This is a genomic window from Thiomonas sp. SCN 64-16 (genome assembly GCF_001725585.1).
Taxonomy (GTDB): domain Bacteria; phylum Pseudomonadota; class Gammaproteobacteria; order Burkholderiales; family Burkholderiaceae_C; genus Thiomonas; species Thiomonas arsenitoxydans.
On sequence record NZ_MEGQ01000018.1, the window covers coordinates 1 to 24,810 of the forward strand.

The following is a 24,810-nucleotide window of genomic DNA, read 5'->3' on the forward strand; positions in this document are numbered from 1 at the left end:
GCCGTGGGTGATGACGGTGCGGCTGATGGTGTTGGTGATGGCGCTGTCGATCACCTGCACCGTGGTGTATTTACGGTACTTGCGGAAGTTTTCGCGCACCCGGTCGAAGATCACCACCGACTCGTTCACCGAATACCCCAGCACCGCCAGCACCGCCGCCAGCACCGGCAGGGAGAATTCCCACTGGAACAACGCAAAGAAGCCGAGCACGATGATCACGTCGTGCAGGTTGGCGAGGATGGCCGCCACCGAAAATTTCCACTCGAAGCGCACCGCCAGATAGGCGACGATGCCGAAGATCACCAGCGCCAGCGCCTTGAGACCATCGGTAGCCAGCTCAGAGCCCACTTGCGGGCCGACGAATTCGGTGCGGCGCTGCTGCGCCTGCGGATCGGCGGCCAGCAGCCCGGCCATGACCTTGGTGCTCTGCTCCGAGCTGGTCTCGCCCTTGTGCAGCGGCAGGCGGATGACCACATCATTGGCGTTGCCGTAGGCCTGCACTTGCGCATCGGCGTAACCGAGTTTGCTTAGGGTGGCGCGGATGCCGTCGATGTTCGCCCCCTGGCTGTAACCGACTTCCATCACCGTGCCGCCGGTAAATTCGATCGACAGATTGAGCCCGCGGGTGAAGAGGAAGAACACCGCGGCGACAAACAGCACCGCGGAGACGACGTTGAACGTCAGCGCATTGCGCATGAACGGGATGTCGCGCTTGATACGGAAAAATTCCATGATGTGCCTTGAATCGGAAGTCTTTGGGCCGTCGGCGGATCAATGCACCTTGCGGCGCGGCTTGGTGGTGCGCGGCGTGGGTGCGTCCAGCGGCTTTCCAGCTTTCACCGCGTCACTCGCGGCGCCGGACGACAGCGCCCCCGCCGTGGCCTCAGCCGCTTGCGGCTTCCAGATCTGGCCGATGGAGATGCTGTGCAGGCGGCGCTTGCGGCCATACCAGAGGTTGATGATGCCGCGCGAGAAAAACACCGCCGAGAACATCGAGGTGAGAATGCCCAGCACATGCACCACGGCGAATCCCCGGATGGCGCCCGAGCCGAAGATCAGCAGCGCGACCCCGGCAATCAGCGTGGTGACGTTGGAGTCGAAGATGGTGGCCCAGGCGCGTTCGTAGCCGTGGAAAATCGCGTTTTGCGGACTGGCGCCATTGCGCAGTTCCTCGCGGATGCGCTCGTTGATCAGCACGTTCGAGTCGATGGCCATACCCAGCGCCAGCGCCATGGCCGCGATGCCGGGCAGAGTGAGTGTGGCCTGCAACATGGATAGCACCGCCACCAGCAGCAGCAGGTTGACCGCCAGACCGATGGACGACACCACGCCGAAGAACATGTAGTAGATCGACATGAAAATGACGATGGCAACAAAGCCCCAGGTCACCGAGTGGAAGCCCTGGCTGATGTTCTGCTGCCCCAGGCTGGGGCCGACGGTGCGCTCTTCGATGATGTTCATCGGCGCAGCCAGCGCACCGGCGCGCAGCAGCAGCGCGGTGTCGTTGGCTTCCTGCACGGTCATGTGGCCGGAGATCTGCACCCGGCCGCCGGCGATTTCGCTGCGGATCACCGGGGCGGTGATGATTTCGCCGCGGCCGCGGTCGAACAGAATCATGGCGGTGCGCTTGCCCACGTTCTCCCGCGTGACTTGCTGGAAGATGCGGGAGCCCTTGGAGTCGAGGGTGAGGAACACCGCGGGCTCGTTGGTCTGCTGGTCGAAGCCGGGCTGGGCGTCGGTGAGGTTGTCGCCGGTCAGCAGCACGTCGCGCTTGACCACCAGTTTGCCGCCATCGCGGTCCGGAAAGATCTGGTCGCCGGCGGGCAGCGGGCCCTGCCCGGCCAGCGCGGCCTGAGCTGCGGCGCTGTCGTCCACCATGCGCACTTCGAGTGAGGCGGTGCGGCCGAGAATGTCCTTGGCCCGGGCCACGTCCTGAATGCCCGGCAATTCGACCACCACGCGGTCGCGACCCTGTTGCTGGATGATGGGCTCGGCCACGCCGAGTTCGTTGATGCGGTTGTGCAGGGTCTGGATGTTCTGCTTGATGGCGTAGTCTTCTTCCTGCGACACGGCGGCAGGCGTCAGACTGGCGCTGAGGCTGTAGGGGCCTGCGGGCGCTTGCGGAGCCAGCTGCAAATCGGGATGCTGGCGGGTGATGAGTTCCTTGGCCGTGTTCAGTGCGCTGGCATCGACAAAAACGCCCTGAAGGGTGTCGCCCACGCGTTCGAGCTTGGTGTAGCGCGCGTCTTTGTCGCGCAAATCGCGGCGCAGCTCGCCGGAAATCGAGTCGAGCTTTTTGTGCACGGCCGCCTGCATGTCCACCTGCAGCAGGAAGTGCACGCCCCCGCGCAGGTCGAGACCGAGGTACATGGGATTGGCGTTGAGCGCCGTCAACCACGCGGGCGAACGCGACAGCAGATTGACCGCGACCACATACCGCGGATCGTCCGCATTGGGGTTGAGCGCCTTGGCCAGCACATCGCGCGCCTTGAGCTGCACGCTGGTGTTGCTGAAGCGGTAGTTGACCGTGGCGCCGTTGAAGTCGGCCGAATCGGGCTTGAGGTTAGCCGCGTCCAGAATCTGCTCGCCTTTGAGCAGCAGGGCGTTGTCGACCTTGCCGCCGTTGGTGCTTGAAATCTGCACTGAGGGCGATTCGCCGTACAGATTGGGCAGCGCATACACCACGCCAACCACCAGGACGACGACCATGATGAGATATTTCCACCAGGGATAGCGATTCATGACAACAACCTCGTTTCACCCGCCGATGCGGCGCGGGTTCAAATAAAAATCCCGCACAAGTCGGGCCTGCACGGTTGGGCCCGCGACGGCGCGGGCCGACAGGGACGCATGGACGCGCTCAGATGCCGCTCTTGATCGTGCCCTTGGGCAGCACCATGGTCACCGCGCTGCGCTGCAGCAGTACCTCAGTGTTGGCGGCGATTTCCAGCGTGACATAGTTGTCGTTGATTTTGCTGATCTTGCCCACGACGCCGCCCGTGGTCACCACTTCGTCGCCCTTGGCCAGCGCGGCCAGCATGGCGCGCAGTTCCTTTTGCTTTTTCATCTGCGGACGCAGCATGACGAAGTACAGGATGACGAACATCACGATGATGGGCAGCAGGCTCATCAGGGTGGAACCTGCACTGGGTGCGGGGGCAGCAGCTTGCGCGTGGGCAACAGAAATAAGGTTCATGGGGAAGATGGAACGGTAGATTTCATCGGCATCCTGGCTCGTGGCCAGGGTCGGTCAGCCGCGTATTGTCGCAAAGCTGAGGCCGGGTGCCGCAAATTTCTTCAAAGACCTCATGAGAAAACGCCGGGCCGCCCCTTCCCGACCTCCCCCACGAGGTGGGGGAGGTCAGATCACTCCCTCCCCGCTTGTGGGGAGGGTTGGGGGTGGGGATTGCCCGGACCAGGGGGCTCTCGTTCGCCCCGCCCCCTGTCGCACAAAGACCATAAGATATCCGCTTTCATTTGAGGGCCCAGCACCATGAAACGTCTGCGCATTGGCATCGTTGGCGGTACCGGCTACACCGGGGTGGAGCTGTTGCGGCTGCTGGCCCGCCACCCCCAGGCCGAGCTGGCCGCCATCACCTCGCGCAAGGAAGCGGGCACCCCGGTGGCCGATATGTTCCCCAGCCTGCGCGGGCAGGTCGATCTTGCCTTCACCACGCCGGACGACGCACCGCTGCACACCTGCGACATCGTCTTTTTCGCCACGCCGCACGGGGTGGCCATGGCTCAGGCCCGGCGACTGCTCGATGCCGGTGTGCGCCTTATCGATCTGGCCGCCGACTTCCGCCTGCAAAACCTGACCGAGTTCACCCAGTGGTACGGCATGGAGCACGCCTGCCCCGATCTGCTGCAAGAAGCGGTTTACGGCCTGCCGGAATTGCACCGCGAGGCCATTGCCAAGGCCCGTATCGTCGCCAATCCCGGCTGCTATCCCACCACGGTGCAGCTGGGCTTTGCTCCCCTGCTGCGCACCCCCGGGCTCGTGGAGGCTACCCACCTCATGGCCAACTGCGCCTCGGGGGTTTCGGGCGCGGGCCGCAAGGCGGAAATCGGTCTGCTGTTCAGCGAAGCTTCGGACAATTTCAAGGCCTACGGCGTCAAAGGGCACCGGCATGGGCCTGAAATCAACGAACAACTGCGCCGCATCGCGGGCGCGCCCCCCGGCAGCAGCGCGGTCGACTGCCTATTCGTGCCGCATCTCACCCCCATGATTCGCGGCATGCATGCCACCTTGTCGGCCCGCCTCACGCCCGCCGGGCAGGCCCTCGACCTGCAAGCGCTGTACGCCTCGTTCTATGCGAAAGAGCCTTTCGTCGATGTGCTGCCCCCGGGTAGCGCGCCTGAAACCCGCTCGGTGCGCGGCGCCAATACCCTGCGGCTCGCGGTACACAAGCCGCGCCCTGACATGGCCTTGATCCTGGTCGTTCAGGACAACCTCACCAAAGGCGCCTCGGGCCAGGCGGTGCAGAACATGAATGTGATGTTCGGCCTGCCCGAAAACATGGGACTGGACGGGCTGGCGGTATTGCCCTGATTTTTGCCGTAAACCCGCAGACGGGAACAAGGTCTTGCGCGGCACTAAAATTGCGTGCAACTTAAAGGAGTACCCCATGAGCGCCATGCTTGATACCGCCCCCACCGCCGAAATGGCCGCCCCGCCCGCCCCCCTGCTGTTCACCGACAGCGCGGCGGCCAAGGTCAAGGAGCTGATCGACGAGGAAGGCAACAATGACCTGAAGCTGCGCGTGTTCGTGCAAGGCGGCGGTTGCTCCGGCTTTCAATACGGCTTCACGTTCGACGAAGCGGTCAACGAAGACGACACGCAGATGGTGAAAAACGGCGTCACCCTGCTGATCGACGCCATGAGCCTGCAATATTTGGTGGGCGCCGAGATCGACTACAAGGATGGCCTCGAAGGCGCCCAGTTCGTCATCAAGAACCCGAACGCCACCACCACCTGCGGCTGCGGCTCGTCGTTTTCGGTTTGAGCGAACGCCTTCGGCTGGCTTAAAAACGCCCTGAAACCGCCTTTGAAGGCGGTTTTTTGGTTTCAAGCCGGATAGACCGCTCCGAGCACCCGTGGGCCAGCGGCCCCGGTAACGGCGGGCAGGTTGCCCGGCAACCCCAACAAGGTTTGCTGCGCCAGCCAGGCGAAGGCGGCGGCTTCGACCTGTTCGGCGGGTATGCCGCTGTGGTCGCTCGGGCGGCAGGTCACGCCGGGGAGCGCCTGCTGTAGGCGGCGGAGTAGGTCGGTATTGCGCGCGCCGCCGCCGCAGATCACCAGCTCGCAAACGCCGGGCATGGCGCGCCGCAACGCCTCGGCCACGCTGTGTGCGGTCAATGCCGCCAGCGTGGCCTGCACATCCTGGGGCGAAGCTTGGGCCGCATGAGCCGACAGATGGCGTTCGAGCCAGGCCGGATGAAAGTCGTCGCGACCGGTGCTTTTTGGGGCGGCACGCGAGAAGTAGGGATCGGCCAGAAATTGCGCGAGCAAATCCGCCCGCACCGCGCCGCCCGCCGCCCAGGCGCCTTGGGCGTCGTAAGGCTGCCCGAGATGGCGCTGCGTCCAATAATCGAGCAGGGCGTTGCCGGGGCCGGTGTCGAAACCGAGGGTGCTGCCATCGGCAAACAGCAGGCTGAGATTGGCAAAACCGCCGAGGTTGAGTACGGCGACATCGGCGCCCGCCACCGCGAACACGGCGCGATGAAACGCGGGCACCAGCGGCGCGCCCTGGCCGCCGGCCGCGACGTCGCGGCTGCGGAAGTCGGCCACCACCGCGATGCCGCAACGCTCGGCCAGCAAGGCCGGCGCATTGATCTGGAGGGTGTAGCCGAGATCGGGACGATGACGCACCGTCTGCCCATGCGCCCCAATAGCGCGAACCGATGCGGCGCTCACGCCGCTGTCGCGCAGCAGGATGGCGACGACTTCGGCATAGAGATCAGCGAGTTGCTGCGCGGCGAGGGCGCTACGGTGCAGTTCGTCGAATCCCGCGGTGTTGAGGGCGAGAAATTCAGCGCGCAACCCGGCGGGAAATGCCCGCGCCGCATGGGCCAGCACCCGAGGCGGCGTGCCGGGCGCAGATTCAAGCAGCACGCCATCGACCCCGTCGAGCGAAGTGCCCGACATGAGCCCGATGAACAGGCCCGGTTCAGTCGACACGCGCCAGCCGTACGGCGTCGTCACTGCCAGCCGCCTGGGCGAGTTGGGTGCGCATCACGGCGGTGGCGGCGAAGAACGAGGCTTTTTCGCCCGGCGGCAAAGGTTTGCCCTGCGGCACATAGCTGGCCATGCGCAGCGGATCGATCAGCCGCCCGGCGGCATGAAATTCGAAATGCAGGTGCGGCCCGGTGGAGGTGCCGGTATTGCCGGTCTTGCCGATGTTCTGGCCTTCGCTCACGGTCTGGCCCGGCTTGACGGCGATGCTGCTCAAGTGGGCGTAGACCGTCTCGAAACCGCCGGGATGCGCGATTTTGATCACATTGCCATAGCCGCTCTGTACCCCGGCAAACTTCACCCGGCCCTCGGCGACGCTGGGCACCGGAGTGCCGATGCGCGCGGCGAAATCGACACCCTCATGCATTTCACGACGCCCGCTCACCGGATGCATGCGCAGGCCGAAGGGCGACGTGACCTTGGCGCCCGGCAGCGGCGAAGAAGCCCAGGCTTTTTCCAGCCCCTGGCCGTCGGGGGTGTAGTAGCCACCGGCGGCATTGCCGTGCGTGGCGAACCAAACTGCCTGACGCACCACGCCACGGCTGCGCACTTCCGCCGCCAGCAGGCGGCCCGGGCGCAGCTCGCGGCCGTCGAGCGTTTGCATTTCGTACACCAGCGCGACCTGATCGCCCTTGCGCAGGCTGCGGCGCAAGTCGATCTGTGGAGCGAATGCCTTGACCAGTTGCGCACCGACCGGCGAAGGTACGCCGGACTGGCTCAGCGCAGTCGTCAAAGCGCCGCGCACCGAAATGTTGGCCAGCCGCGTGCGGGGTTCGAGCTTGCGTTCGGTGGTCGATACCTGCAAGGTGCCGTCGGCACCGGGCTGCACCGTGAGTTCGCGCCAAACCGGGGCGGCCAGCGAATCGGTTCCCGCAGGCATGGGAAGCACGGCGGCAAGCTGCAGCAATTCGCCCTGTGCATTCACCTGCGCCCGCACGGGTTCGGGCCCGCCGCCTGCGGCGAGCAGCGCGCGGAAACTTGCATTCTTGCCGAGCTGCGCGATGGCGGCCGGATCGGTCACGCCCAGTCGTTTGAGCAATTGCTGCACGGTGTCCCGATGCCGCACCGAAGTGCTGCTGGCATAACGCAGATCGACCGCAGCAAGCGCTTCGGTCTGTCCCTGCACATCGTTGTCGAGCACGGTAGCGAGAGTGGCGCGCGGCGGCAGCTGCGGCTGCGCCTCGACCAGGGCATAAGCCCCGGCGCTGCTCAGCAGCAGAGCGCCGCCCACGCTGGCGGCCAGACGCCGCGGATGCGCACGCAGCGCCTGCACCACCTCGGCCGAGCGTTGCGACACCCACAGCGCCGCCTTTTGAGCGCCCCCAGGGTCGGCTCGCCGACCCGCCCCCCATGGGGGACAAGGAAACTTGGGGCGGCCCTGCGTTTCCTTGAGAGCGCGAAGCGCCTTAGCCATGCTGCGGCTCCTTGGCGGCCTGCGCGGCGGCATCGACCACCGGGCTGCCGCCATCGATGACGGCGAGCAGATGGCGCGGTTCAGCCGTTTGCGCCAGAAATTCCGGCTTGAGCGCGGCCGGAACCGCCGTGCCCTTGGGCGAATAGTGCGCAATGTCCAGGGGATTGACCGGCGTGCCGTGCACGAAAAACTGGAAATACACATGCGGCCCGGTGGACCAGCCGGTATTGCCCGACAGCGCCACCACTTCGCCTTGCTTGACCGACTCGCCCACATGCACCTTGAACGCGCTCAGATGCGCATAGATGGTGGCAAAACCGCCGGGATGATCGACCTTCACATATTTGCCGTAGCCCGTGCCCCAGCCCGCATACACCACGCGGCCGTCGGCGATGGTCTTGACCGGCGTGCCCACGGGAATGGCCAGGTCGATGCCCTTGTGGAATTCATGGAAGTGCATCACCGGGTTTTCGCGCCAGCCCCAGCCTGAAGTGATGCGGTCGTAGGGCAGGGGGGACAGCAGGAAGGCGCGGCTCAGGCTGTCGCCATTGGGCGCGTAATAGCCGGAGACCTTGGCAACCCCCTTGGCGTCGAACCACACGGCTTTGTAGTCGTGGCCCTGGTTGACGAATTCCGCCGACACCAGGCGGCCATCGGCCAGCGTCTGGCCCTGCGCCTGATAGACCCGGTACACCACATTGAAACGGTCGCCCGGACGCAGATTGCGGCGGAAGTTGATCTGGGTGTCGAACACGTCGATCAGTTGCGAGGCCACATTGCGGGGCATCCCGGCCTCGTCGGCCGCGGCGAAAAAGCTGGATTTCACCGTGCCGCTGGCCACACGCAAAACCGGCTGAACGAGGCGCGATTGCGTCTGCACGTCCCAGCCTGTTGGCGTGGCCTTGACCGTCAGTTCGCGCAACTGGCGCGCCTTCTGGCCGCCCTCGGCCACCGGCTTGAGCCCGGGCAAACGGCCGTGCAGCGACTGCAATTCGCCCAGATTGCTCACCTGGGCCGCGACCACGCGGCCGGGATCTCCGTTGACCAGAGCCCGCAAATCGGCTTGCGCGCTGAGCTGGCGCAACTGCTGCGGATCGGTCACCTGCAGACGACGCAGCAGCGATTCGACGGTATCGCTCGCCCGCACATGCGCCGTGGTGTAGACCACCTGATCGGCATTCGAGAGCTCATCGGCCTGCTGCGGCGCGGTGCTCGCCACCGCCACGCTGACCCAGGTCGGCGCGGGCGGATGCGCCTGCGGCCCTTCGTAAGCCAGGGCGAAGGCGGCGGCGCTGGTCAGCAGCAAACCACTTCCCACCCCCGCCAAAACCCGTTTGTGATGCTGATGCATCCAACCGGCCAAACTCTGCGCGCCTTGCGCCGCAGACTGCTTGAATTCGACAAACGACATTCCCACTCCTCACACTTCAGGCTGTGGCGCGCACGCCGCCCCGACAATGGAAAGTGGCGCCGAAGGCTCTGCCTCCGACACCGTGATGGCACCACCGACAACGGGCGGCGAGACGCGGCAAGCATCTGCGAGCGCACCCTGGGCGCGGCTGAACGGTCTGCGCATATGTGTTTCACACTCGCTTGCCGCCCAACAGTCACGCTGTGGCACCGAATACACTGCACCCTTTGCTGAAGCAGGCGCAGCACGGACATAAAGGCGCGAGTCTAACAGCCCGCTTGGCGCATTTTTCGATTCTCCCCATGATGGACTCCAACTCTCCCGTCGAACTTCCCGACGCCGTGCGCAACGCACTGGCCATCACCAAACGCGGCTGCGCCGAACTGCTGGTGGAGGCCGACTGGATCGCCAAACTGACCCGCAGCCACCAAACCGGCCAGCCGCTGCGCATCAAACTCGGCCTCGACCCCACCGCACCCGACATTCATATCGGCCACACCGTGGTGCTCAACAAACTCAGGCAGCTGCAAGATCTGGGCCACACGGTCATTTTTCTCATCGGCGACTTCACCTCGCGCATCGGCGATCCGTCCGGGCGCAACGCCACCCGCCCGCCGCTGACGATCGAGCAGATCAAGACCAACGCCCAGACCTATTACGCCCAGGCCAGCCTGGTGCTCGACCCGCAAAAAACCGAGATTCGCTACAACTCCGAGTGGAGCGAGCCGCTGGGCGCCGACGGCATGATTCGCCTGGCCGCCAAATACACCCTGGCGCGACTGCTGGAGCGCGACGATTTCACCAAGCGGTTCAAGGAGGGCGTGCCCATCGCCATGCACGAGCTGCTTTACCCGCTGATGCAGGGTTTTGATTCGGTGGCGCTCAAGAGCGACCTCGAACTCGGCGGCACCGATCAGAAATTCAATCTGCTGGTCGGGCGCGAGCTGCAGCGCGAATACGGCCAGGAGCCGCAGTGCATTCTCACCATGCCGCTGCTCGAAGGGCTGGACGGTGTGGAAAAAATGTCCAAGTCCAAGGGCAATTACATCGGCATCCAGGAAGCTCCGGCGACCATGTTCGCCAAGCTGCTGTCCATCAGCGACGTGTTGATGTGGCGCTACTACGAGCTGCTGTCCTTCCGCCCGATGAGCGAGATTGCCGCACTCAAGGCAGAAGTCGAAGCCGGACGCAACCCGAAAGACGCCAAGGTGATGCTGGCGCGCGAACTCGTCACCCGCTTCCACTCTGCGTCCGCGGCCGACGCGGCCGAGGCCGACTTCGCCCTGCGCGCCAGCGGCGGCATTCCCGACGACATCCCGCAAGTGCAACTCGCCCTGCCCGATGGCGGGCTGGCGCTGCCTCAGGCGCTCAAGCAGGCCGGGCTGGTGCCCTCCACCGCCGAAGGCGTGCGCATGATCGAACAGCGCGGCGTGCGCATCGACGGCACGGTGGCCGAAGACCGCACCCTCAAACTCGGCGCGGGCACCGTGGTGCTGCAGGTCGGCAAACGCAAGTTCGCCCGGGTGACGCTGGGCTGAGCCGCGCCTCGCCGGGCTGCCTCTGGCTCATTTCACCAGCCGGATGAGCCAGAGCAGCACGATGGCGCCGATAGTGGCCACGATCAGGCTGGGCAGCATGCCGCCGCCGGGAAACAGGCCCAGCAGGCGGAACAGAAAGCCGCCGATGAAGGCGCCAACCACGCCGACCACCAGATCGCCCAGCACGCCGAAGCCGCTGCCTTTGGTGATCTTGCCCGCCAGCCAGCCCGCGATCAGGCCGATGATCAGAAATCCGATAAGTCCCATGCCGCGCTCCTTTGCCCGCAAGGGCGGTTGACGATGGGCGCAAGGTAACAGCGTTGCCGCCGTTTTGTGTTACGTGCCGCGCAGCACCTGGCCGAGGTAGGGGCCGGTGACGCTGTTCGGATGGGCTGCGATGTCTTGCGGCCTGCCTTCGGCAATGAGGCGGCCGCCGCCCGCGCCGCCATTGGGGCCGAGTTCGACCACCCAGTCGGCGCTGGCGATGACGTCGAGGTTGTGCTCGATGATGACGATGGTGTTGCCGGCCTCGCGCAGTTTGAACAGCACGCCCAGCAGCAGTTCGATGTCGGCGAAGTGCAGGCCGGTGGTGGGCTCGTCGAGGATGTAGAGGGTGCGGCCGGTGTCGCGCTTGGAGAGTTCGAGCGCCAGTTTCACCCGCTGCGCCTCGCCGCCCGACAGGGTGATGGCCGACTGGCCGAGGCGGATATAGCCCAGCCCCACGTCCTTGAGCGTCTGCAGCTTGCGGGCGATGGCGGGCACCGCCGAAAAGGTCTCCAGCGCCTGCTCGACCGTGAGTTCCAGCGCCTGCGCAATGCTCAGGCCGCGGTAGGTGACTTCGAGGGTTTCGCGGTTGTAGCGCTGGCCGCCGCACACATCGCAGGGCACGTAGAGGTCGGGCATGAAGTGCATTTCCACCTTCACCGCGCCGTCGCCCTGGCAGGCTTCGCAGCGGCCGCCTTTGACGTTGAAGGAAAATCGTCCGGCGTCATAGCCGCGCTCGCGCGCCACGGGCGTCTGCGCGTACAGCTCGCGGATGGGGGTGAACAGCCCGGTGTAGGTGGCCGGGTTGCTGCGCGGGGTGCGGCCGATGGGCGACTGATCGACCGCGATCACCTTGTCGAGCTGATCGAGCCCGTCGAGGGCCGCATAAGGCGCGGCCTCCAGAGAGGCGCGGTTGAGTTCGCGCGCGCAGGCGGCGTAGAGCGTGTCGTTGATCAGGGTGGATTTGCCCGAACCCGACACCCCCGCCACGCAGGTGATGCGCCCCAGCGGAAAGCGCGCGGTCACGTCGTGCAGATTGTTGCCGCAGGCGCCGCTCAGGGTGAGCCAGTGTTCGGGCGCGGCGTCCTGGCGCGGCTTGCCGCGAAACACGCTGCGCGTGCCGCTCAGATAAGCGCCGGTGATCGAGTTGGGATCGGCCATGATGGCCTGCGGCGTACCCTGGGCGATGATGCTGCCGCCATGCTCGCCCGCACCGGGCCCCATGTCCACCACATAATCGGCGCAGAGGATGGCGTCGGCGTCGTGCTCCACCACCAGCACGCTATTGCCCAGATCGCGCAGCCGCTTGAGGGTGGCGATCAGCCGGTCGTTGTCGCGCTGGTGCAGGCCGATGGACGGCTCGTCGAGCACGTACATCACCCCGGTCAGGCCCGAGCCGATCTGGCTGGCCAGGCGGATGCGCTGCGCCTCGCCGCCTGAGAGCGTGTCGGCGCTGCGATCCAGCGTGAGATAGTCCAGCCCCACGTCGATGAGAAAGCGCAGGCGGCTGCCGATTTCAATCACCAGCCGCGCCGCCACTTCGGCGCGCTGGCCTTCGAGCTGCAGGGTGGCGAACCAGTCGTGTAGCTCGCGCAGCGGGCGATGCGCCAGCGCCTGCAGCCGCTCGCCGCTGATGGTGACGTTGCGTGCAATCGGCCCGAGCCGCGCGCCCAGACAGTCGGGGCAGGTCTGCACGGTGCGCATGCGCGCGAGTTCCTCGCGCACCGCCGGGCTGTCGGTCTCGTTCCAGCGCCGGTCGAGGTTGGGGATGATGCCCTCGAAGGGGTGCGACTTGACCGTGGGCTTGTTGCGGTCGTTGAGATAAGTAAAGGCGATGGCCTCCGAGCCGCTGCCGTGCAGCAGCACCTGGCGCACCGCCTGCGGCAACTGCTCGTAGGGCGTGTCGAGATCGAAGCCGTAATGCGCGCCCAGCGCCTGCAGCATCTGAAAGTAAAAGGCGTTGCGTTTGTCCCAGCCGCGAATCGCGCCGCTGGCCAGACTGAGCTCGGGGTGGGCCACCACCCGCGCCGGGTCGAAGCGCTCGACCTCGCCGAGCCCGTCGCAAGTCGGGCAGGCGCCGACCGGATTGTTGAAGGAGAACAGCTTGGGTTCGAGCAGCGGCGCCGTCGTGCCGCAAATCGGGCAGGTGGGGCGGCTGTGAAACGTGGTCAGCGCGCCGCTGTCGGCGTCGAGCGCGCCCACCGGGCCTTCGGACAGACGCAGCGCCGTCTCCAGGCTCTCGGCCAGACGCTGACGCAGATCGGGGCCGGTCTTGATGCGGTCCACCACCACCTCGATGCGCTGCGGCGGCGGCGCGTCGGCATCGGGCAGGCTTTGCGCATCGACCACCACGCCGTCGAGCCGAAAACGCACAAAGCCCTGCGCCCGCAGCGCCGCCAGTCGCCCGGTGGCCGAAGCGCCCATTTGCGCCGCAGGCAGCGGCGCGAGAATGAGCAGCCGCCGTCCCTCGGGCCAGGCGACGAGCGCATCGACCATTTGCGAAATCGTCTGCGCTTGCAAGGGCTCGTCGGGATGGTTGGGGCAATGCGGTGTGCCCGCGCGGGCATAGAGCAGCCGCAGGTAATCGTGAATTTCCGTCACCGTGCCCACGGTGGAGCGCGGGTTGTGGCTGGTGGCCTTCTGCTCGATGGCGATGGCCGGGGCCAGCCCTTCGATCAGATCGACATCGGGCTTTTCCATCAACTGCAAAAACTGCCGCGCATACGCCGACAGACTTTCCACGTAGCGGCGCTGCCCCTCGGCGTACAGCGTGTCGAACGCCAGCGACGACTTGCCCGAACCCGACAGCCCGGTGATGACCACCAGCTTGTTGCGCGGCAGATCGAGCGAAATGTTTTTGAGATTGTGGGTGCGCGCCCCGCGCACGCGAATCAGCGCCTCGGCCTGGGTGCTGGCCAGCGGTTCAAACGAGGAGGCAAGGTCATTCATGGGCGAGGGCGGAAAAAAGTCAACCTGACACTATAAGGCGCCAAGCCACTTCAGGCGAAGCCGGGAAATTCACGCCGAGTAAATTGCGCCAGGCACCGGTTTTGCTGAAACGGTATGTAAACACGGGCACTTCTCGACAGAGTCCGTCACGAATCTGGGCGGCGTTTCAGCGAAAATGTCGCTTAAATCTTGCCGAGCGCTTGTGCATCGCCCTGTTTGTTTCAGGCCCCGCCGTGGCGCGGCCCTCCAGAGTTCCAGACGATGGCTTCCAAATCTTCCCGATCGACCAAAACCACAGCCCCCAAGGACGCCATGACGCCCGCCGAGCGCCGCGCCAGCAGTACGCTGGCGTCGATCTACGGCCTGCGCATGCTGGGGCTGTTTTTCATCCTGCCGGTGTTTTCCGTCTACGCCGAGCATCTGCCGCACGGGCACGATAAATTCCTCGTCGGTCTGGCGCTGGGCATCTACGGCCTGACGCAAGCGGTGCTGCAGATTCCCTTCGGCGTGGCCAGCGACCGCTTCGGCCGCAAGCCGGTGATGGTGTTCGGACTGCTGATTTTCGCCATCGGCTCATTCGTCGCCGGAGCGAGCGACAACCTCTACCTCATCATCATCGGCCGCGCCATTCAGGGCGCCGGGGCCATTTCGGCGGCCATCTCGGCCATGATTGCCGACTCCACCCGCGACCAGCACCGCACAAAGGCCATGGCCATGGTGGGCATGACCATCGGCTTTTCCTTCATCCTCTCGCTGGTGCTGGGCCCGCCCATCTATCACGCCATCTCGGTGCCCGGCATGTTCGACCTCACCGGCATTCTTGCGCTACTGGCCATTGCCGTGGTCATCTGGGTCGTGCCCAACGTGCCCATGACCACGCACTCCGAAGAGGTGCAGGGCCACTGGGCCAAGGCGGTGTTCACCCCGGCGCTGCTCAAGCTCGACTTCTCGATTTTTGTCGTCAACTTTCTGCAGGTGAGCATGTTCGTGGTGGTGCCGGTGGCGCTGGTGAAATACGCCGGCATTCCCCTGCTGCATCACTGGATGGTTTATCTGCCCGTCACGCTGATTTCGTTTGCCGTATCCATTCCCGGCATCATCTACGCCGAGAAATACGGCTATATGAAACCCGTGTTCGTCGGCGGCGTAGCGCTGCTGGTGCTGACCATGCTGGGCTTTGCCGCAGGCTACAAAAACCCCGTGGCGCTCATCGCCGCGCTGTTCTTCTTCTTCCTCTCTTTCAACCTGATGGAAGCGCTGCTGCCCTCGCTGGTGTCGCGCACCGCGCCTGCCAACCGCAAAGGCCTGGCCATGGGCGTGTACAACACCGGGCAATCGCTCGGCCTGTTTGCCGGGGGCGCGGTGGGCGGATGGCTGTCGCAATACAGCAGCGAAGATGTGTTCTTTGTCGCTGCCGCGCTGGCCGCGCTGTGGCTGCTGGTGTCGTTCACCATCCAGCCCCCGCCCAATCGCCACAAACCCGCCGAAGCCGACGCCGCCCCCGCGCAGCCGCAGAGCGCCTGAACCCCTAGCCGCACCTCACCCCGGCCGCGAGTGAGGCGGCGGCTGGCGTTATGCTTGCCGCCATCGTCCCGCAGCCCGCGGGACGCCGCAATTCAGGACACCTCATGGCCTCCGTCAACAAAGTCATTCTCGTCGGCAATCTCGGCCGCGACCCCGAAACCCGCTTCGCCCCCAGCGGCTCCGCCATCTGCAACATCACCCTCGCCACGTCGCGCAACTGGAAAGACAAATCCAGCGGCGAAAAGCGCGAGGAAACCGAGTGGCACCGGGTGGTGTTCTATGACAAGCTCGCCGAAATCGCGGGCGAATACCTCAAAAAAGGGCGCCCGGTGTATGTGGAAGGCCGCCTGAAAACCCGCAAGTGGACCGACAAAGACGGCGTCGAAAAATACACCACCGAAATCATCGCCGAAGAAATGCAACTGCTCGGCGGCCGTGAAGGCGGTGGAGGCGGCGGCGCAGACGACGAAGGCTACAGCCGCAACCGCGAGGCCGACTCAGGCCGCGCCCCCGCCCCGGCCGCCAGCAAACCGGCGAGCGACTTCAGCGATATGGACGACGACATTCCGTTCTAGATTTTGATAAGAAGTCGTTCTGTATCGTTGGATCCTTAAGTTACTGACAGCGCTTGATTTTTATGTCGAGCGCTGTTTCTTTTTCTGAATCCGGCAGACACTGATAATCGTTTAGGAAGATCTGGGCGAGTTTGTGCAGTGCTACCATCCGGCGAATCGGCATGACCGGAACGCCACGTGGTCAGCCGACAACCCCGAATGCCGCTGGCGCACCTACGACTATGAAGAACGCATCAACCGCGACAAGGCCAGTCCGGACATTTTCTGGCTGAAGGACGATTCACTTTCCGACACGGACAACCTGCCCGCGCCAGAGGTGATCGCCGCCGAAATCGTGGACGATCTCGAAGCCGCACTGGGGCAGTTCCGCCTGATTGCCGCCGAGGCCGAAGCGCTGCGTTGACCGGGCGGCCAGCGACGACTCGGCACTTCAACCCAGCTTGACCCACAGTCAGCACGGTGCACCTTGTCGTGTGCTGGCGAGCGGTTAGGCTGGGGAAGCTCTGAACCCTGCACTGCAGACTTCACCAAGCCGAACCGATACACCCCCCGGGGGTCAATCCGCCATGAAGCGGTAGCCCACGCCCAACTCGGTGAGCAGGTGCTTCGGGCGGGCGGGGTCGTCTTCGAGTTTGTGGCGCAGGCGGCCCATGTAGATACGCAGGTAGTGGCCATGCTCCACCGCACCGGGGCCCCAGACTTCGCGCAGCAGTTGCCGGTGGGTGAGCACTTGGCCGGGGCGGCTGGCCAGGGCACAGAGCAGGCGATATTCGACGGCGGTGAGGCGCAGGTCTTCGCCGTCGCGCCGCACGAGGCGGCGCACGCGGTCGAGCTCGACGCGGCCGAAGCGCAGCGGCACCGATGGCGCGGCCTCGCTCACGGGCGGGCGGCGCAACGCGGCGCGCACCCGCGCCAGCAGTTCGGCCACACCGAAGGGTTTGCCGAGAAAGTCATCGGCGCCCAGATCGAGGGCACTTACCTTGACGCCTTCGGCCGAGCGGGCCGAGAGCACGAGCAGCGGCGCGCCGCTCCAGCCGCGGAACTGGTGGATGAAGTCGATGCCATCGCCGTCGGGCAGGCCCAGATCGAGGATGACGAGGTCGGGCTTGCGCGAGGCGGCGTCGATCAGCCCGCGCGCCATGCTGTCGGCCTCGCAGACGCGCCAGCCCTCGGCTTCGAGCGCCGTGCGCACGACGTGGCGGATCTCGGCCTCGTCTTCGATCACCAGGATGAGGCTGGAGGGTGTGGTCATGGCACGACCCTCCGTGCTGCGCGCAACTCCCCAAGGGCGTTGCGCGCCTCCTCGCAGCGACCGTGCGGCGCAGTCATGGGGTCGGCCCGGCGGGTTCAGTGCCGAGTTCGGCGGCGGCGTCGAGCGGCGGCATCTCGTGCAGGGGCAGGCGCACGTTGAACGCAGCCCCACCCTCGGGGGCGTTGGCTGCCGTCACCCGGCCCCCATGCGCTTCGACGATGGCGCGGCAGATCGCAAGCCCCAGGCCTACACCCGGGATGGGCGATTCAGGATCGCCACGGGTGAAGGTCTCGAAGACCGCCCGCTCGCGCCCTGCGGGCAGACCCGGCCCGCGGTCCCAGACGGTGATCTCGGCTTCGGCTCCGCGCACGCGGGCGCGCACGCCCAGCGGGGTGCCGGGCGGGGTGAACTTGAGCGCGTTGTCGAGCAGGTTGACCAGCACGCGTTCGAGCAGCACGGCGTCGGCCCGCACCAGCGGAAAGTCTGCGGGAAGGTCGATCTGCAGCGGATGCTGCGCCAGGGCAGCGGCATCGACGGCGCGCAGCGCGCTGCCAACCAGCTCCTCGACCGATTGCCAGTCCTGCCGCAGCGTGACCTGCCCGGACTGCAGGCGGGCCATGTCGAGCAGATCGTCCACCATGCGGGCCAGCCGCCGCGACTGCTGCAACAGGCTGAGCGCCTGGCCGTGCAACGTGGCGGCATCGCCTGGTGGATGAGCGGCCAGACGCGTGGAGAGGACTTCAGCCGTGCCCACCAGGGCGGTCAGCGGGGTGCGCAGATCGTGCGACAGCGCCGACAGCAGGGAGTTGCGCATGCGCTCGGCCTGCATGGCCAGCAGGGTATCTTGTGCCACGCTGACGAAGTGGATGCGTTCGAGCGCAATAGCGATCTGGGTGGCGCAGGTTTCCAGCAAGCGGCGCAGCTCGGGAATGGTGGATAGGCGGGTGTTACCGGGGTCAACGACGAGCACGCCGCGCACCCGCATCGGCGCCTTCAGCGGCAGGTAGAACAGCGGCGCGCCGGGCAGGGTATCAGTGCCTTGGCCGGCTGGCGCGCCGCGCTGCAAGCACCAGCGCGCCAGCTCGGCGTCGAAAGGCAGGAGGGCATCGGCAGCCACGTCTGCCGCAGGCTGCGGGCGCTCGTCCAGACCGAGCACCAGCAGCGTGGCCCGGCAGCGGAAACTGGCCTGCACCACGCGTGTGCCGATCTCGGCCACCTGATCGACGGTGAGCGCGCCCGAAAGCTCGCGCGAGAGTTCGTAGAGATCGTGGGTGCGGCGCTCGCGCTGACCCGCGACTCGGGCCTGGAAATGCAGGTGCGAGGTGAGGTGGCCGATGAGCAGGCCCACGCCCAGCATCACGCTGAAGGTGAAGACGTATTGCACGTCGCTCACAGCGAACGAAAAGCGCGGCGGCACGTAGAAGAAATCGAAGGCCAGCACGTTGACCACCGCCGCCAGTGCCGCGGGCCCGCGGCCGAAGCGCAGCGCCACCGCGACCACGCCGAGCATGAACAGCATGACGGTGTTCGACAGGTCGAAGTAGCTGCGCAGCGGGCTGGCCAGCAGGGTGATGGCGCCAGAGATCAGCAGCGCGGCCAGGTAGCGCCGCATCAGTGCATCGGCCGACGGCAGAGCGGGATGCAGCCCGGCCAGGGCCGTGGGCGGCGAACGCGCGTCGCGGGTGATGAGGATGAGGTCGAGATCGGGCGCCTGCCGCGCCAGCACCGCCGTGGTCGAGCGCCCCAGCACCCGGCGCCACCAGGGCCAGCGCGGGGCGCGGCCGAGCACGACGCGGTTGAGGTTGTGGGTTCGGGCATAGGCCAGCGCGGCCTCGGCGGCGTGGGGACCGGCCAGCATGGCGGTCTGCGCACCCAGGTCGCGGGCGCGCTGCAGCAGCGCGAGGGCATGGTCGCGCTGCGCCTCGCTGGCGCCTTGCAGCGCGGGGGTCTCCACCGTGATGACGTGCCAGCGCGCATGTAGCGCGTCGGCCAGGCGGGCGGCGGCGCGCACCAGGCCGATGTCGTCGCGCGGGCCCGCGCACACCAGCAGGGCCTCGGCCGCGTCCCACACGGCACCGCCCACGCGGCGGCTGCGGTAGTCGCGCATCTCGCCTTCGACCTGCTCGGCGGTGAGCCGCAGCGCGAGCTGGCGCAGCGCCAGCAGATTGCCTTTGCGAAAGAAATTGCGCACGGCGTGCGCGGCCTGTTCGGGGAGATAGACCTTGCCGTCCTTGAGGCGTTGCAGCAGGTCGTCGGGCGGCAGATCGACCAGCACCACTTCATCGGCCCGCTCGAAGATGCGGTCGGGCAGGGTTTCGCGCACCTGCACGCCAGTGATGCCACCGACGATGTCGCTCACGCTCTCGAGGTGCTGGACGTTCAGCGTGGTGTAGAGGTCGATGCCGGCGTCCAGCAGTTCCTCCACGTCCTGCCAGCGTTTGGGATGTCGGCTGCCCGGGGCGTTGCTGTGCGCCAGTTCGTCGACCAGCAGCACGGCGGGGCGACGTGCCAGCGCCGCGGCTGGATCGAACTCGCGCAGCAGGTGCGCGCCGTGACGCACCTCGCGCAGTGGAATCTGCTCCAGCCCTTCCAGCAGCCGGGCCGTCTCGGCGCGGCCGTGGGTTTCGACCAGGCCGACGCAGACGTCCACGCCCTCGTCGCGCAGACGGCGCGCGGCCATGAGCATGGCGTAGGTCTTGCCGACACCGGGCGAGGCGCCGAAAAAGAGCTTGAGCCGACCGCGCTGCGCCTGCTCGGCGTCCTGCTGGACCTGGGCCAGCAGCGCATCGGGAGAGGGGCGAATGTCGGGATCGGTCAAGGTGTCAGGGTCACTCGGCGCGTTGCAGCGGCGTGCCGTCGAGGGCCAGGTTCAATTCCAGCACATTCACCCGCGGTGTGCCAAACAGGCCGAGCCAGCGCGGGTGCGCCTGCGCGTCGATCAGCGCCTGCACCCGAGCCAGCGGCAGATGCCGCACCCGCGCCACGCGCGCCGCCTGATACCGGGCCGCGGCCAGCGAGATGTCGGGATCGAGCCCACTGGCCGACGCGGTGACCAGATCGACCGGCACCGGCGCGGTGTTGCCCGGATCGGCCGCGCGCAGCGCGGCGATGCGGGCACGTACGGCCTCCAGCAGCGCGGGATTGGTCGGGCCGAGGTTGGAGCCGCCGGAAGCCAGACCGTTGTAGGGGTAGGTCGCCGTGGCCGAGGGGCGGCTCCAGAAGTAGCCCGGGGCGGTGAAGTTCTGCCCGATCAGCGCCGAACCGACGGCACGGCCTTGCCGCGCCAGCACCGAGCCATTGGCCTGCCAGGGAAAGACGAGCTGGGCCAGGCCGGTGACGGCCAGCGGATAGAGCAGGCCGGTGATCAAGGTAAGCAGGATCAGCAGGCTGAGTGCGGGGCGCAAATGGGATGTCATGGCGGTGAAAGCGGTGTGAGAGCAACGGATGGGAATCAGGCCGACGCGGCTCAGGTCCAACCCATCAGACGCAGCAGCATGTCGATGAGCTTGATGCCGACGAAGGGCGCGACGATGCCGCCAAGCCCGTAGATCAGCAGGTTGCGGCGCAACAGCACGGCGGCGCCCAGGGCGCGGTAGCGCACGCCCTTGAGCGCCAGCGGAATGAGGGCGACGATGATCAGGGCGTTGAAGATCACCGCCGAGAGGATGGCCGAATCCGGCGAGGCCAGGTGCATGAGGTTGAGCGCGCCGAGCTGCGGATAGGTGGCGACGAAGGCCGCCGGAATGATGGCGAAGTATTTGGCGATGTCGTTGGCGATGCTGAAGGTGGTGAGCGCGCCGCGCGTCATCAACATCTGTTTGCCGATCTCCACCACCTCGATCAGCTTGGTCGGGTTGGAGTCGAGATCCACCATATTGCCGGCCTCCTTGGCGGCCTGAGTGCCGCTGTGCATAGCCACGGCCACATCGGCCTGGGCCAGCGCCGGGGCGTCGTTGGTGCCATCGCCCGTCATGGCCACGAGCCGGCCCTCGGCCTGGGTCTGGCGGATGAGCGCGAGCTTGTTCTCCGGCGTGGCCTCGGCGAGGAAGTCGTCCACCCCGGCCTCGGCGGCGATGGCCGCTGCGGTGAGCCGGTTGTCGCCGGTGATCATCACCGTGCGGATGCCCATGCGGCGCAATTGCGCGAAGCGTTCCTTGATGCCGCTCTTGACGATGTCCTTGAGTTCCACGACGCCGAGCACACGGGCAGGCGACCCGGCCTCGAGCGACGTGCGCTCGGCCACGACCAGGGGCGTGCTGCCGCGCCGCGCCACCGCTTCGACATGCCGCACGACCGCCTCGGGCCAAGCGCTGTCGGTCTCGAGGATCCAGCGCTTGAGCGCGTCGGCCGCGCCCTTGCGGATGAGGCGGTCAGGCAGGTCCACCCCGCTCATACGGGTCTGGGCCGAGAAGGCGACGAAGCTGGCGGCCGGATCGGCGGCGGGCTCATGGGCCGAGCCTTCCTGTCGCGCCAGGGTCACGATGCTGCGGCCTTCGGGTGTCTCGTCGGCCAGCGAGGCCAGGCGCGCGGCGTCGGCCAGTTCAGCCACGCTCACGCCGGGCGCCGGCAGGAACGCGCTGGCCTGACGGTTGCCGAGGGTGATGGTGCCGGTCTTGTCCAGCAGCAGCACGTCGACATCGCCCGCCGCTTCGATGGCGCGGCCCGAGGTGGCCACCACATTGGCCAGCAGCATGCGCCCCATGCCGGCCACGCCGATGGCCGACAGCAGACCGCCGATGGTGGTCGGGATGAGGCAGACCAGCAGTGCGATCAGCACCGTGAGAGTGACCGGAACACCCGCGTGATTGGCGTTCACCGCGTAGATGGAAAACGGCAACAGCGTCACCGTCACCAGCAGGAACACCAGGGTCAGCGCCACCAGCAGAATGGTCAGCGCGATCTCGTTGGGCGTCTTGCGCCGCTTGGCGCCTTCAACCAGGCCGATCATGCGGTCGAGGAAGGACTCGCCGGGGTCGGCCGTGCAGCGCACCACGATCCAGTCCGACAGCACCTTGGTGCCTCCGGTCACGGCGGAGAAGTCGCCGCCGGACTCGCGGATCACCGGGGCCGACTCGCCGGTGATGGCGCTCTCATCCACCGCGGCCACGCCTTCGATCACCTCGCCATCGCAGGGCAGCAGATCACCGGCTTCCACGAGCACCACATCGCCACGGCGCAGACTCTCGCCGGGCACCTGGGTCCACGGGGCGCCGGAGCGCGGTTCGGCTAGCTTCTTGGCGACCACGGTTTTTTTCATGCCGCGCAGCGAGGCCGCCTGCGCCCGGGCGCGGCCTTCGGCCAGGGCCTCGGCAAAGTTGGCGAACAACACCGTGAACCACAGCCACAGGGTGACCGCGCCGATGAACCAGGCCGGTGCCTCGCCGTGCCCGGCCAGCGCCTGCAGCCACAGCGCGCTGGTGAACAGGCTGCCCACATAAACCACGAACATCACCGGGTTGCGCCATTGCACACGGGGATCAAGCTTGGCAAAGGCATCCACCACGGCTGGCCGCAGCAGATCGGCGTCGAATAAGGGAAGGGATGAGCGCGTCATATCAGATGCGAAGAGGCCCGTAGCAAGTCAGGGGGTTGTTTCATATCCGGTTCATTTCCAGAGCTGCAACTGCTCGACGATGGGGCCCAGGCCCCAGGCCGGGAAGAAGTTCAGCGCGCCCACCAGCAGCAGCACGCCGATGAGCAGGCTGACAAACAGCGGGCCATGCGTGGGCAGGGTGCCGCCGCCTGCAGGAATGCGCTTTTTCGCCGCCAGCGAACCCGCCAGCGCCAGGGTGGGCACCATCACGGCGAAACGTCCGAACAGCATCGCCGCACCGAGCCAGCCGTTGTAGAACGGCGTGTTCACCGACAGCCCGGCGAAGGCGCTGCCGTTGTTGTTCGCGGCCGAGGTGAAGGCGTAGAAGATCTCGGAGAAGCCATGGGCCCCGGGGTTGGCCAGTCCCGCCAGCCCGGCCGGCACCACTACGGCCAGTGCCGTGCCGAGCAGCACCAGCGCGGGCATGAGCAGCACGGCGATGGACACCATCTTCATGTCGAAGGCCTCGACCTTCTTGCCGACATATTCGGGCGTGCGGCCGATCATCAGCCCGCCGACGAATACGGCCACCAGCGCGAAGACCAGCATGCCCGCCAAGCCCGTGCCAACACCGCCAAACACCACTTCGCCGAGCTGCATGAGCGCCATCGGCACCAACCCGCCCAGCGGCATGAACGAGTCGATCATGGCGTTCACCGCGCCGCAGGAGGTGGTGGTGGTCACGGCGTTGAACAGCGCCGAGGCGGCGATGCCGAAGCGCGTCTCCTTGCCTTCCATATTGCCGCCGGACTGCAGCGCGCCGTGCGCCTGATCGACGCCGAGCGCGGCGATGGTGGGGTTGCCCTGCTGTTCGGCTGCGGCCAGACCGGTGACGGCGACCGCGAACACCAGCGTCATCGCCGCCAGCAGGGCCCAGCCCTGGCGGGTGTCGCCCACGGCCAGGCCAAAGGTGTAGACCAGCGCGGCGGGAATCAGCAGCACCGCGATCATCTCCAGGAGATTGCTCAACGCGTTCGGATTCTCATAGGGGTGGGCAGAGTTGGCGCTGAAAAACCCCCCGCCATTGGTGCCCAGCTCCTTGATCGCCTCCTGCGACGCCACTGGCCCCATGGGCAGAATCTGCTGGGTGACGGTCACGGGCTGCTGCACCGACTGCCCGGCGGCATCGCGCATCGGCTGGCCCGCGGTGTCCAGCTTGGGCGCGACGTAGGTCGTGGGCTGCAGCGTGGTGACGGGCGTGTCGGCCGAGAAGGTCTGGATGACGCCCTGGCTGACCAGGGCCATCGCCAGCAGCATCGACAGGGGCAGCAAGGCATAGATCGTGATGCGATAGAGATCCACCCAGAAGTTGCCGATCTCGGTGGCACGGTGACGCGCGAATCCCCGGATCAGGGCAAAGGCCACGGCGATGCCCGACGCCGCCGAGACGAAGTTCTGCACCGCCAGCCCCATCATCTGCGTGAGGTTGCTCAGGGTCGATTCGCCCGCATAGCCCTGCCAGTTGGTATTGGTGACAAAACTGATGGCGGTGTTAAAACTGGAGTCGGGGCTGACCGCGCCGAACTGCTGCGGGTTGAGCGGCAGCACGCCCTGCAGCCGCTGCAGCGCATACACCAGCAGCGTGCCCAGCAGGCTGAACACCAGCAAGGCCACGGCATAGCGCGACCAGCGCATCCCGGCGGCATCGACGCCGCATAGCCGCAGCAGACCGGCCTCCAGCCGGGCCAGCGGCCGCCAGGCGGGACCGCCGTCCATGATCCAGGCGAAGTAACGTCCCAGGGGGCGGGCCGCGCCCAGAACCACCAAGAGCAGCACCGCCAGCAAGGCGAAGAATTCGGGCGTCATCAGAAGTCCTCCGCGCGGAACAGCGCCACCAGCAGGTAAATCAGGAGCGCCAGCGCGGCGACCGCGCCGATCCAGACGAATGGACTCACCTCAGCTCCTTTGCAGCAGACGGTCACAGAACGCCACCAGGGCGAAGACCGCGGCGAACAGCGCCAGCGTCAGAGCAATCCAGAACAGATCCATGGAGTTCGACGCCACTGCGCCGCCTCGTGCCATTGATGGATCGAAAGCGTATGCAGATGCGTGTAA

The 24,810-nt window shown here is 66.5% G+C and carries 20 protein-coding genes; 6 read left to right on the plus strand and 14 right to left on the minus strand.

All coding sequences use genetic code 11. The annotated features are described in order from the left end of the window. The 3 genes from secF to yajC form a co-directional block, all read right to left on the minus strand. Window positions 1–732, minus strand: a 732-nt coding sequence (gene secF / locus ABT24_RS06470; protein ID WP_286737545.1) for a protein translocase subunit SecF, incomplete at its 3' end; no start/stop codon positions are given. A gap of 39 nt (window positions 733–771) precedes the next feature. Then, window positions 772–2,742 (minus strand): protein translocase subunit SecD, encoded by a 1,971-nt coding sequence (gene secD / locus ABT24_RS06475; RefSeq protein ID WP_013121898.1) that lies wholly within the window; start codon window positions 2,740–2,742, stop codon window positions 772–774. A gap of 118 nt (window positions 2,743–2,860) precedes the next feature. Continuing rightward, a complete protein-coding gene (gene yajC / locus ABT24_RS06480; protein WP_013104244.1) occupies window positions 2,861–3,196 on the minus strand; it encodes a preprotein translocase subunit YajC in 336 nt (111 codons plus the stop codon). A gap of 297 nt (window positions 3,197–3,493) precedes the next feature. Between yajC and argC the strand changes: the two genes are divergently transcribed. Further along, window positions 3,494–4,552: an N-acetyl-gamma-glutamyl-phosphate reductase gene (gene argC / locus ABT24_RS06485; protein WP_276729341.1), complete on the plus strand. Its 1,059-nt coding sequence runs from the start codon at window positions 3,494–3,496 to the stop codon at window positions 4,550–4,552. 76 nt (window positions 4,553–4,628) lie between these two features. Then, entirely contained in the window at window positions 4,629–5,006 is a 378-nt protein-coding gene (gene erpA, locus ABT24_RS06490) for an iron-sulfur cluster insertion protein ErpA (RefSeq protein ID WP_013104241.1), read from the plus strand. Window positions 5,007–5,068: 62 nt separating this feature from the next. On the opposite strand, the gene ABT24_RS06495 is transcribed toward erpA, so the two are convergent. From ABT24_RS06495 to ABT24_RS06505, 3 genes are read right to left on the minus strand one after another with little or no spacing between them, the layout of a single operon-like run. Then, window positions 5,069–6,181 (minus strand): anhydro-N-acetylmuramic acid kinase, encoded by a 1,113-nt coding sequence (locus tag ABT24_RS06495; RefSeq protein ID WP_276729343.1) that lies wholly within the window; start codon window positions 6,179–6,181, stop codon window positions 5,069–5,071. Continuing rightward, the gene (locus tag ABT24_RS06500) at window positions 6,171–7,649 is read right to left on the minus strand and encodes a M23 family metallopeptidase (RefSeq protein WP_276729345.1); all 1,479 of its coding nucleotides are present in this window, start codon (window positions 7,647–7,649) and stop codon (window positions 6,171–6,173) included. Before ABT24_RS06500 ends, ABT24_RS06495 begins: the two co-directional genes overlap by 11 nt. Next, window positions 7,642–9,060 carry a M23 family metallopeptidase gene (locus ABT24_RS06505; protein WP_276729347.1) on the minus strand — a complete coding sequence of 473 codons (1,419 nt, stop codon included), beginning with the start codon at window positions 9,058–9,060 and terminating at the stop codon, window positions 7,642–7,644. The genes ABT24_RS06500 and ABT24_RS06505 overlap by 8 nt, the downstream gene beginning before the upstream one ends. A 302-nt stretch (window positions 9,061–9,362) precedes the next feature. Here ABT24_RS06505 and tyrS point away from each other — a divergent pair, with 302 nt between their 5' ends. Then, window positions 9,363–10,598 (plus strand): tyrosine--tRNA ligase, encoded by a 1,236-nt coding sequence (gene tyrS / locus ABT24_RS06510; RefSeq protein WP_276729350.1) that lies wholly within the window; start codon window positions 9,363–9,365, stop codon window positions 10,596–10,598. 27 nt (window positions 10,599–10,625) lie between these two features. Here tyrS and ABT24_RS06515 read toward each other — a convergent pair whose 3' ends face one another. Together ABT24_RS06515 and uvrA are read right to left on the minus strand one after the other, a co-directional pair. Continuing rightward, on the minus strand, window positions 10,626–10,865 hold the full coding sequence (locus tag ABT24_RS06515; RefSeq protein WP_013104236.1) for a GlsB/YeaQ/YmgE family stress response membrane protein: 240 nt from the start codon (window positions 10,863–10,865) through the stop codon (window positions 10,626–10,628). 69 nt (window positions 10,866–10,934) lie between these two features. Next, entirely contained in the window at window positions 10,935–13,811 is a 2,877-nt protein-coding gene (uvrA, locus tag ABT24_RS06520; protein ID WP_276729352.1) for an excinuclease ABC subunit UvrA, read from the minus strand. 261 nt (window positions 13,812–14,072) lie between these two features. On the opposite strand from uvrA, the gene ABT24_RS06525 reads away from it, so the two are divergent. The 3 genes from ABT24_RS06525 to ABT24_RS06535 all read left to right on the plus strand — a co-directional run bounded on the left by ABT24_RS06525 (window position 14,073) and on the right by ABT24_RS06535 (window position 16,313). Beyond that, on the plus strand, window positions 14,073–15,335 hold the full coding sequence (locus ABT24_RS06525) for an MFS transporter (RefSeq protein WP_276729355.1): 1,263 nt from the start codon (window positions 14,073–14,075) through the stop codon (window positions 15,333–15,335). A gap of 104 nt (window positions 15,336–15,439) precedes the next feature. Further along, window positions 15,440–15,910 (plus strand): single-stranded DNA-binding protein, encoded by a 471-nt coding sequence (gene ssb, locus ABT24_RS06530; protein WP_286737551.1) that lies wholly within the window; start codon window positions 15,440–15,442, stop codon window positions 15,908–15,910. 133 nt (window positions 15,911–16,043) lie between these two features. Beyond that, a complete protein-coding gene (locus tag ABT24_RS06535; RefSeq protein WP_276729357.1) occupies window positions 16,044–16,313 on the plus strand; it encodes a hypothetical protein in 270 nt (89 codons plus the stop codon). Window positions 16,314–16,466: 153 nt separating this feature from the next. On the opposite strand, the gene ABT24_RS06540 is transcribed toward ABT24_RS06535, so the two are convergent. From ABT24_RS06540 to kdpF, 6 genes are all read right to left on the minus strand, one after another. Further along, window positions 16,467–17,162: a response regulator gene (locus ABT24_RS06540; protein WP_013121890.1), complete on the minus strand. Its 696-nt coding sequence runs from the start codon at window positions 17,160–17,162 to the stop codon at window positions 16,467–16,469. Between the two features lie 73 nt (window positions 17,163–17,235). Next, on the minus strand, window positions 17,236–19,980 hold the full coding sequence (locus tag ABT24_RS06545) for a DUF4118 domain-containing protein (protein WP_276729359.1): 2,745 nt from the start codon (window positions 19,978–19,980) through the stop codon (window positions 17,236–17,238). Between the two features lie 10 nt (window positions 19,981–19,990). Next, window positions 19,991–20,578, minus strand: coding sequence for a potassium-transporting ATPase subunit KdpC (kdpC, locus tag ABT24_RS06550; RefSeq protein WP_276729361.1), 588 nt, complete (start codon window positions 20,576–20,578; stop codon window positions 19,991–19,993). Window positions 20,579–20,628: 50 nt separating this feature from the next. Then, window positions 20,629–22,716 carry a potassium-transporting ATPase subunit KdpB gene (kdpB, locus tag ABT24_RS06555; protein WP_276729367.1) on the minus strand — a complete coding sequence of 696 codons (2,088 nt, stop codon included), beginning with the start codon at window positions 22,714–22,716 and terminating at the stop codon, window positions 20,629–20,631. Between the two features lie 51 nt (window positions 22,717–22,767). Then, the gene (kdpA, locus tag ABT24_RS06560; RefSeq protein ID WP_276729369.1) at window positions 22,768–24,561 is read right to left on the minus strand and encodes a potassium-transporting ATPase subunit KdpA; all 1,794 of its coding nucleotides are present in this window, start codon (window positions 24,559–24,561) and stop codon (window positions 22,768–22,770) included. Next, window positions 24,561–24,650 carry a K(+)-transporting ATPase subunit F gene (gene kdpF, locus ABT24_RS06565; protein ID WP_276729370.1) on the minus strand — a complete coding sequence of 30 codons (90 nt, stop codon included), beginning with the start codon at window positions 24,648–24,650 and terminating at the stop codon, window positions 24,561–24,563. Before kdpF ends, kdpA begins: the two co-directional genes overlap by 1 nt. Between the last annotated feature and the right edge of the window lie 160 nt (window positions 24,651–24,810).

Bases quoted from the DNA above. Each gene is read 5' to 3' on its own strand.
- secD (WP_013121898.1), bottom strand. From the start codon at position 2,742: ATGAATCGCTATCCCTGGTGGAAATATCTCATCATGGTCGTCGTCCTG.
- argC (WP_276729341.1), top strand. From the start codon at position 3,494: ATGAAACGTCTGCGCATTGGCATCGTTGGCGGTACCGGCTACACCGGG.
- ABT24_RS06540 (WP_013121890.1), bottom strand. From the start codon at position 17,162: ATGACCACACCCTCCAGCCTCATCCTGGTGATCGAAGACGAGGCCGAG.
- ABT24_RS06525 (WP_276729355.1), top strand. From the start codon at position 14,073: ATGGCTTCCAAATCTTCCCGATCGACCAAAACCACAGCCCCCAAGGAC.
- ABT24_RS06515 (WP_013104236.1), bottom strand. From the start codon at position 10,865: ATGGGACTTATCGGATTTCTGATCATCGGCCTGATCGCGGGCTGGCTG.
- tyrS (WP_276729350.1), top strand. From the start codon at position 9,363: ATGATGGACTCCAACTCTCCCGTCGAACTTCCCGACGCCGTGCGCAAC.
- ABT24_RS06505 (WP_276729347.1), bottom strand. From the start codon at position 9,060: ATGTCGTTTGTCGAATTCAAGCAGTCTGCGGCGCAAGGCGCGCAGAGT.
- kdpC (WP_276729361.1), bottom strand. From the start codon at position 20,578: ATGACATCCCATTTGCGCCCCGCACTCAGCCTGCTGATCCTGCTTACC.
- erpA (WP_013104241.1), top strand. From the start codon at position 4,629: ATGAGCGCCATGCTTGATACCGCCCCCACCGCCGAAATGGCCGCCCCG.
- yajC (WP_013104244.1), bottom strand. From the start codon at position 3,196: ATGAACCTTATTTCTGTTGCCCACGCGCAAGCTGCTGCCCCCGCACCC.
- kdpA (WP_276729369.1), bottom strand. From the start codon at position 24,561: ATGACGCCCGAATTCTTCGCCTTGCTGGCGGTGCTGCTCTTGGTGGTT.
- ABT24_RS06500 (WP_276729345.1), bottom strand. From the start codon at position 7,649: ATGGCTAAGGCGCTTCGCGCTCTCAAGGAAACGCAGGGCCGCCCCAAG.
- kdpB (WP_276729367.1), bottom strand. From the start codon at position 22,716: ATGACGCGCTCATCCCTTCCCTTATTCGACGCCGATCTGCTGCGGCCA.
- ssb (WP_286737551.1), top strand. From the start codon at position 15,440: ATGGCCTCCGTCAACAAAGTCATTCTCGTCGGCAATCTCGGCCGCGAC.
- uvrA (WP_276729352.1), bottom strand. From the start codon at position 13,811: ATGAATGACCTTGCCTCCTCGTTTGAACCGCTGGCCAGCACCCAGGCC.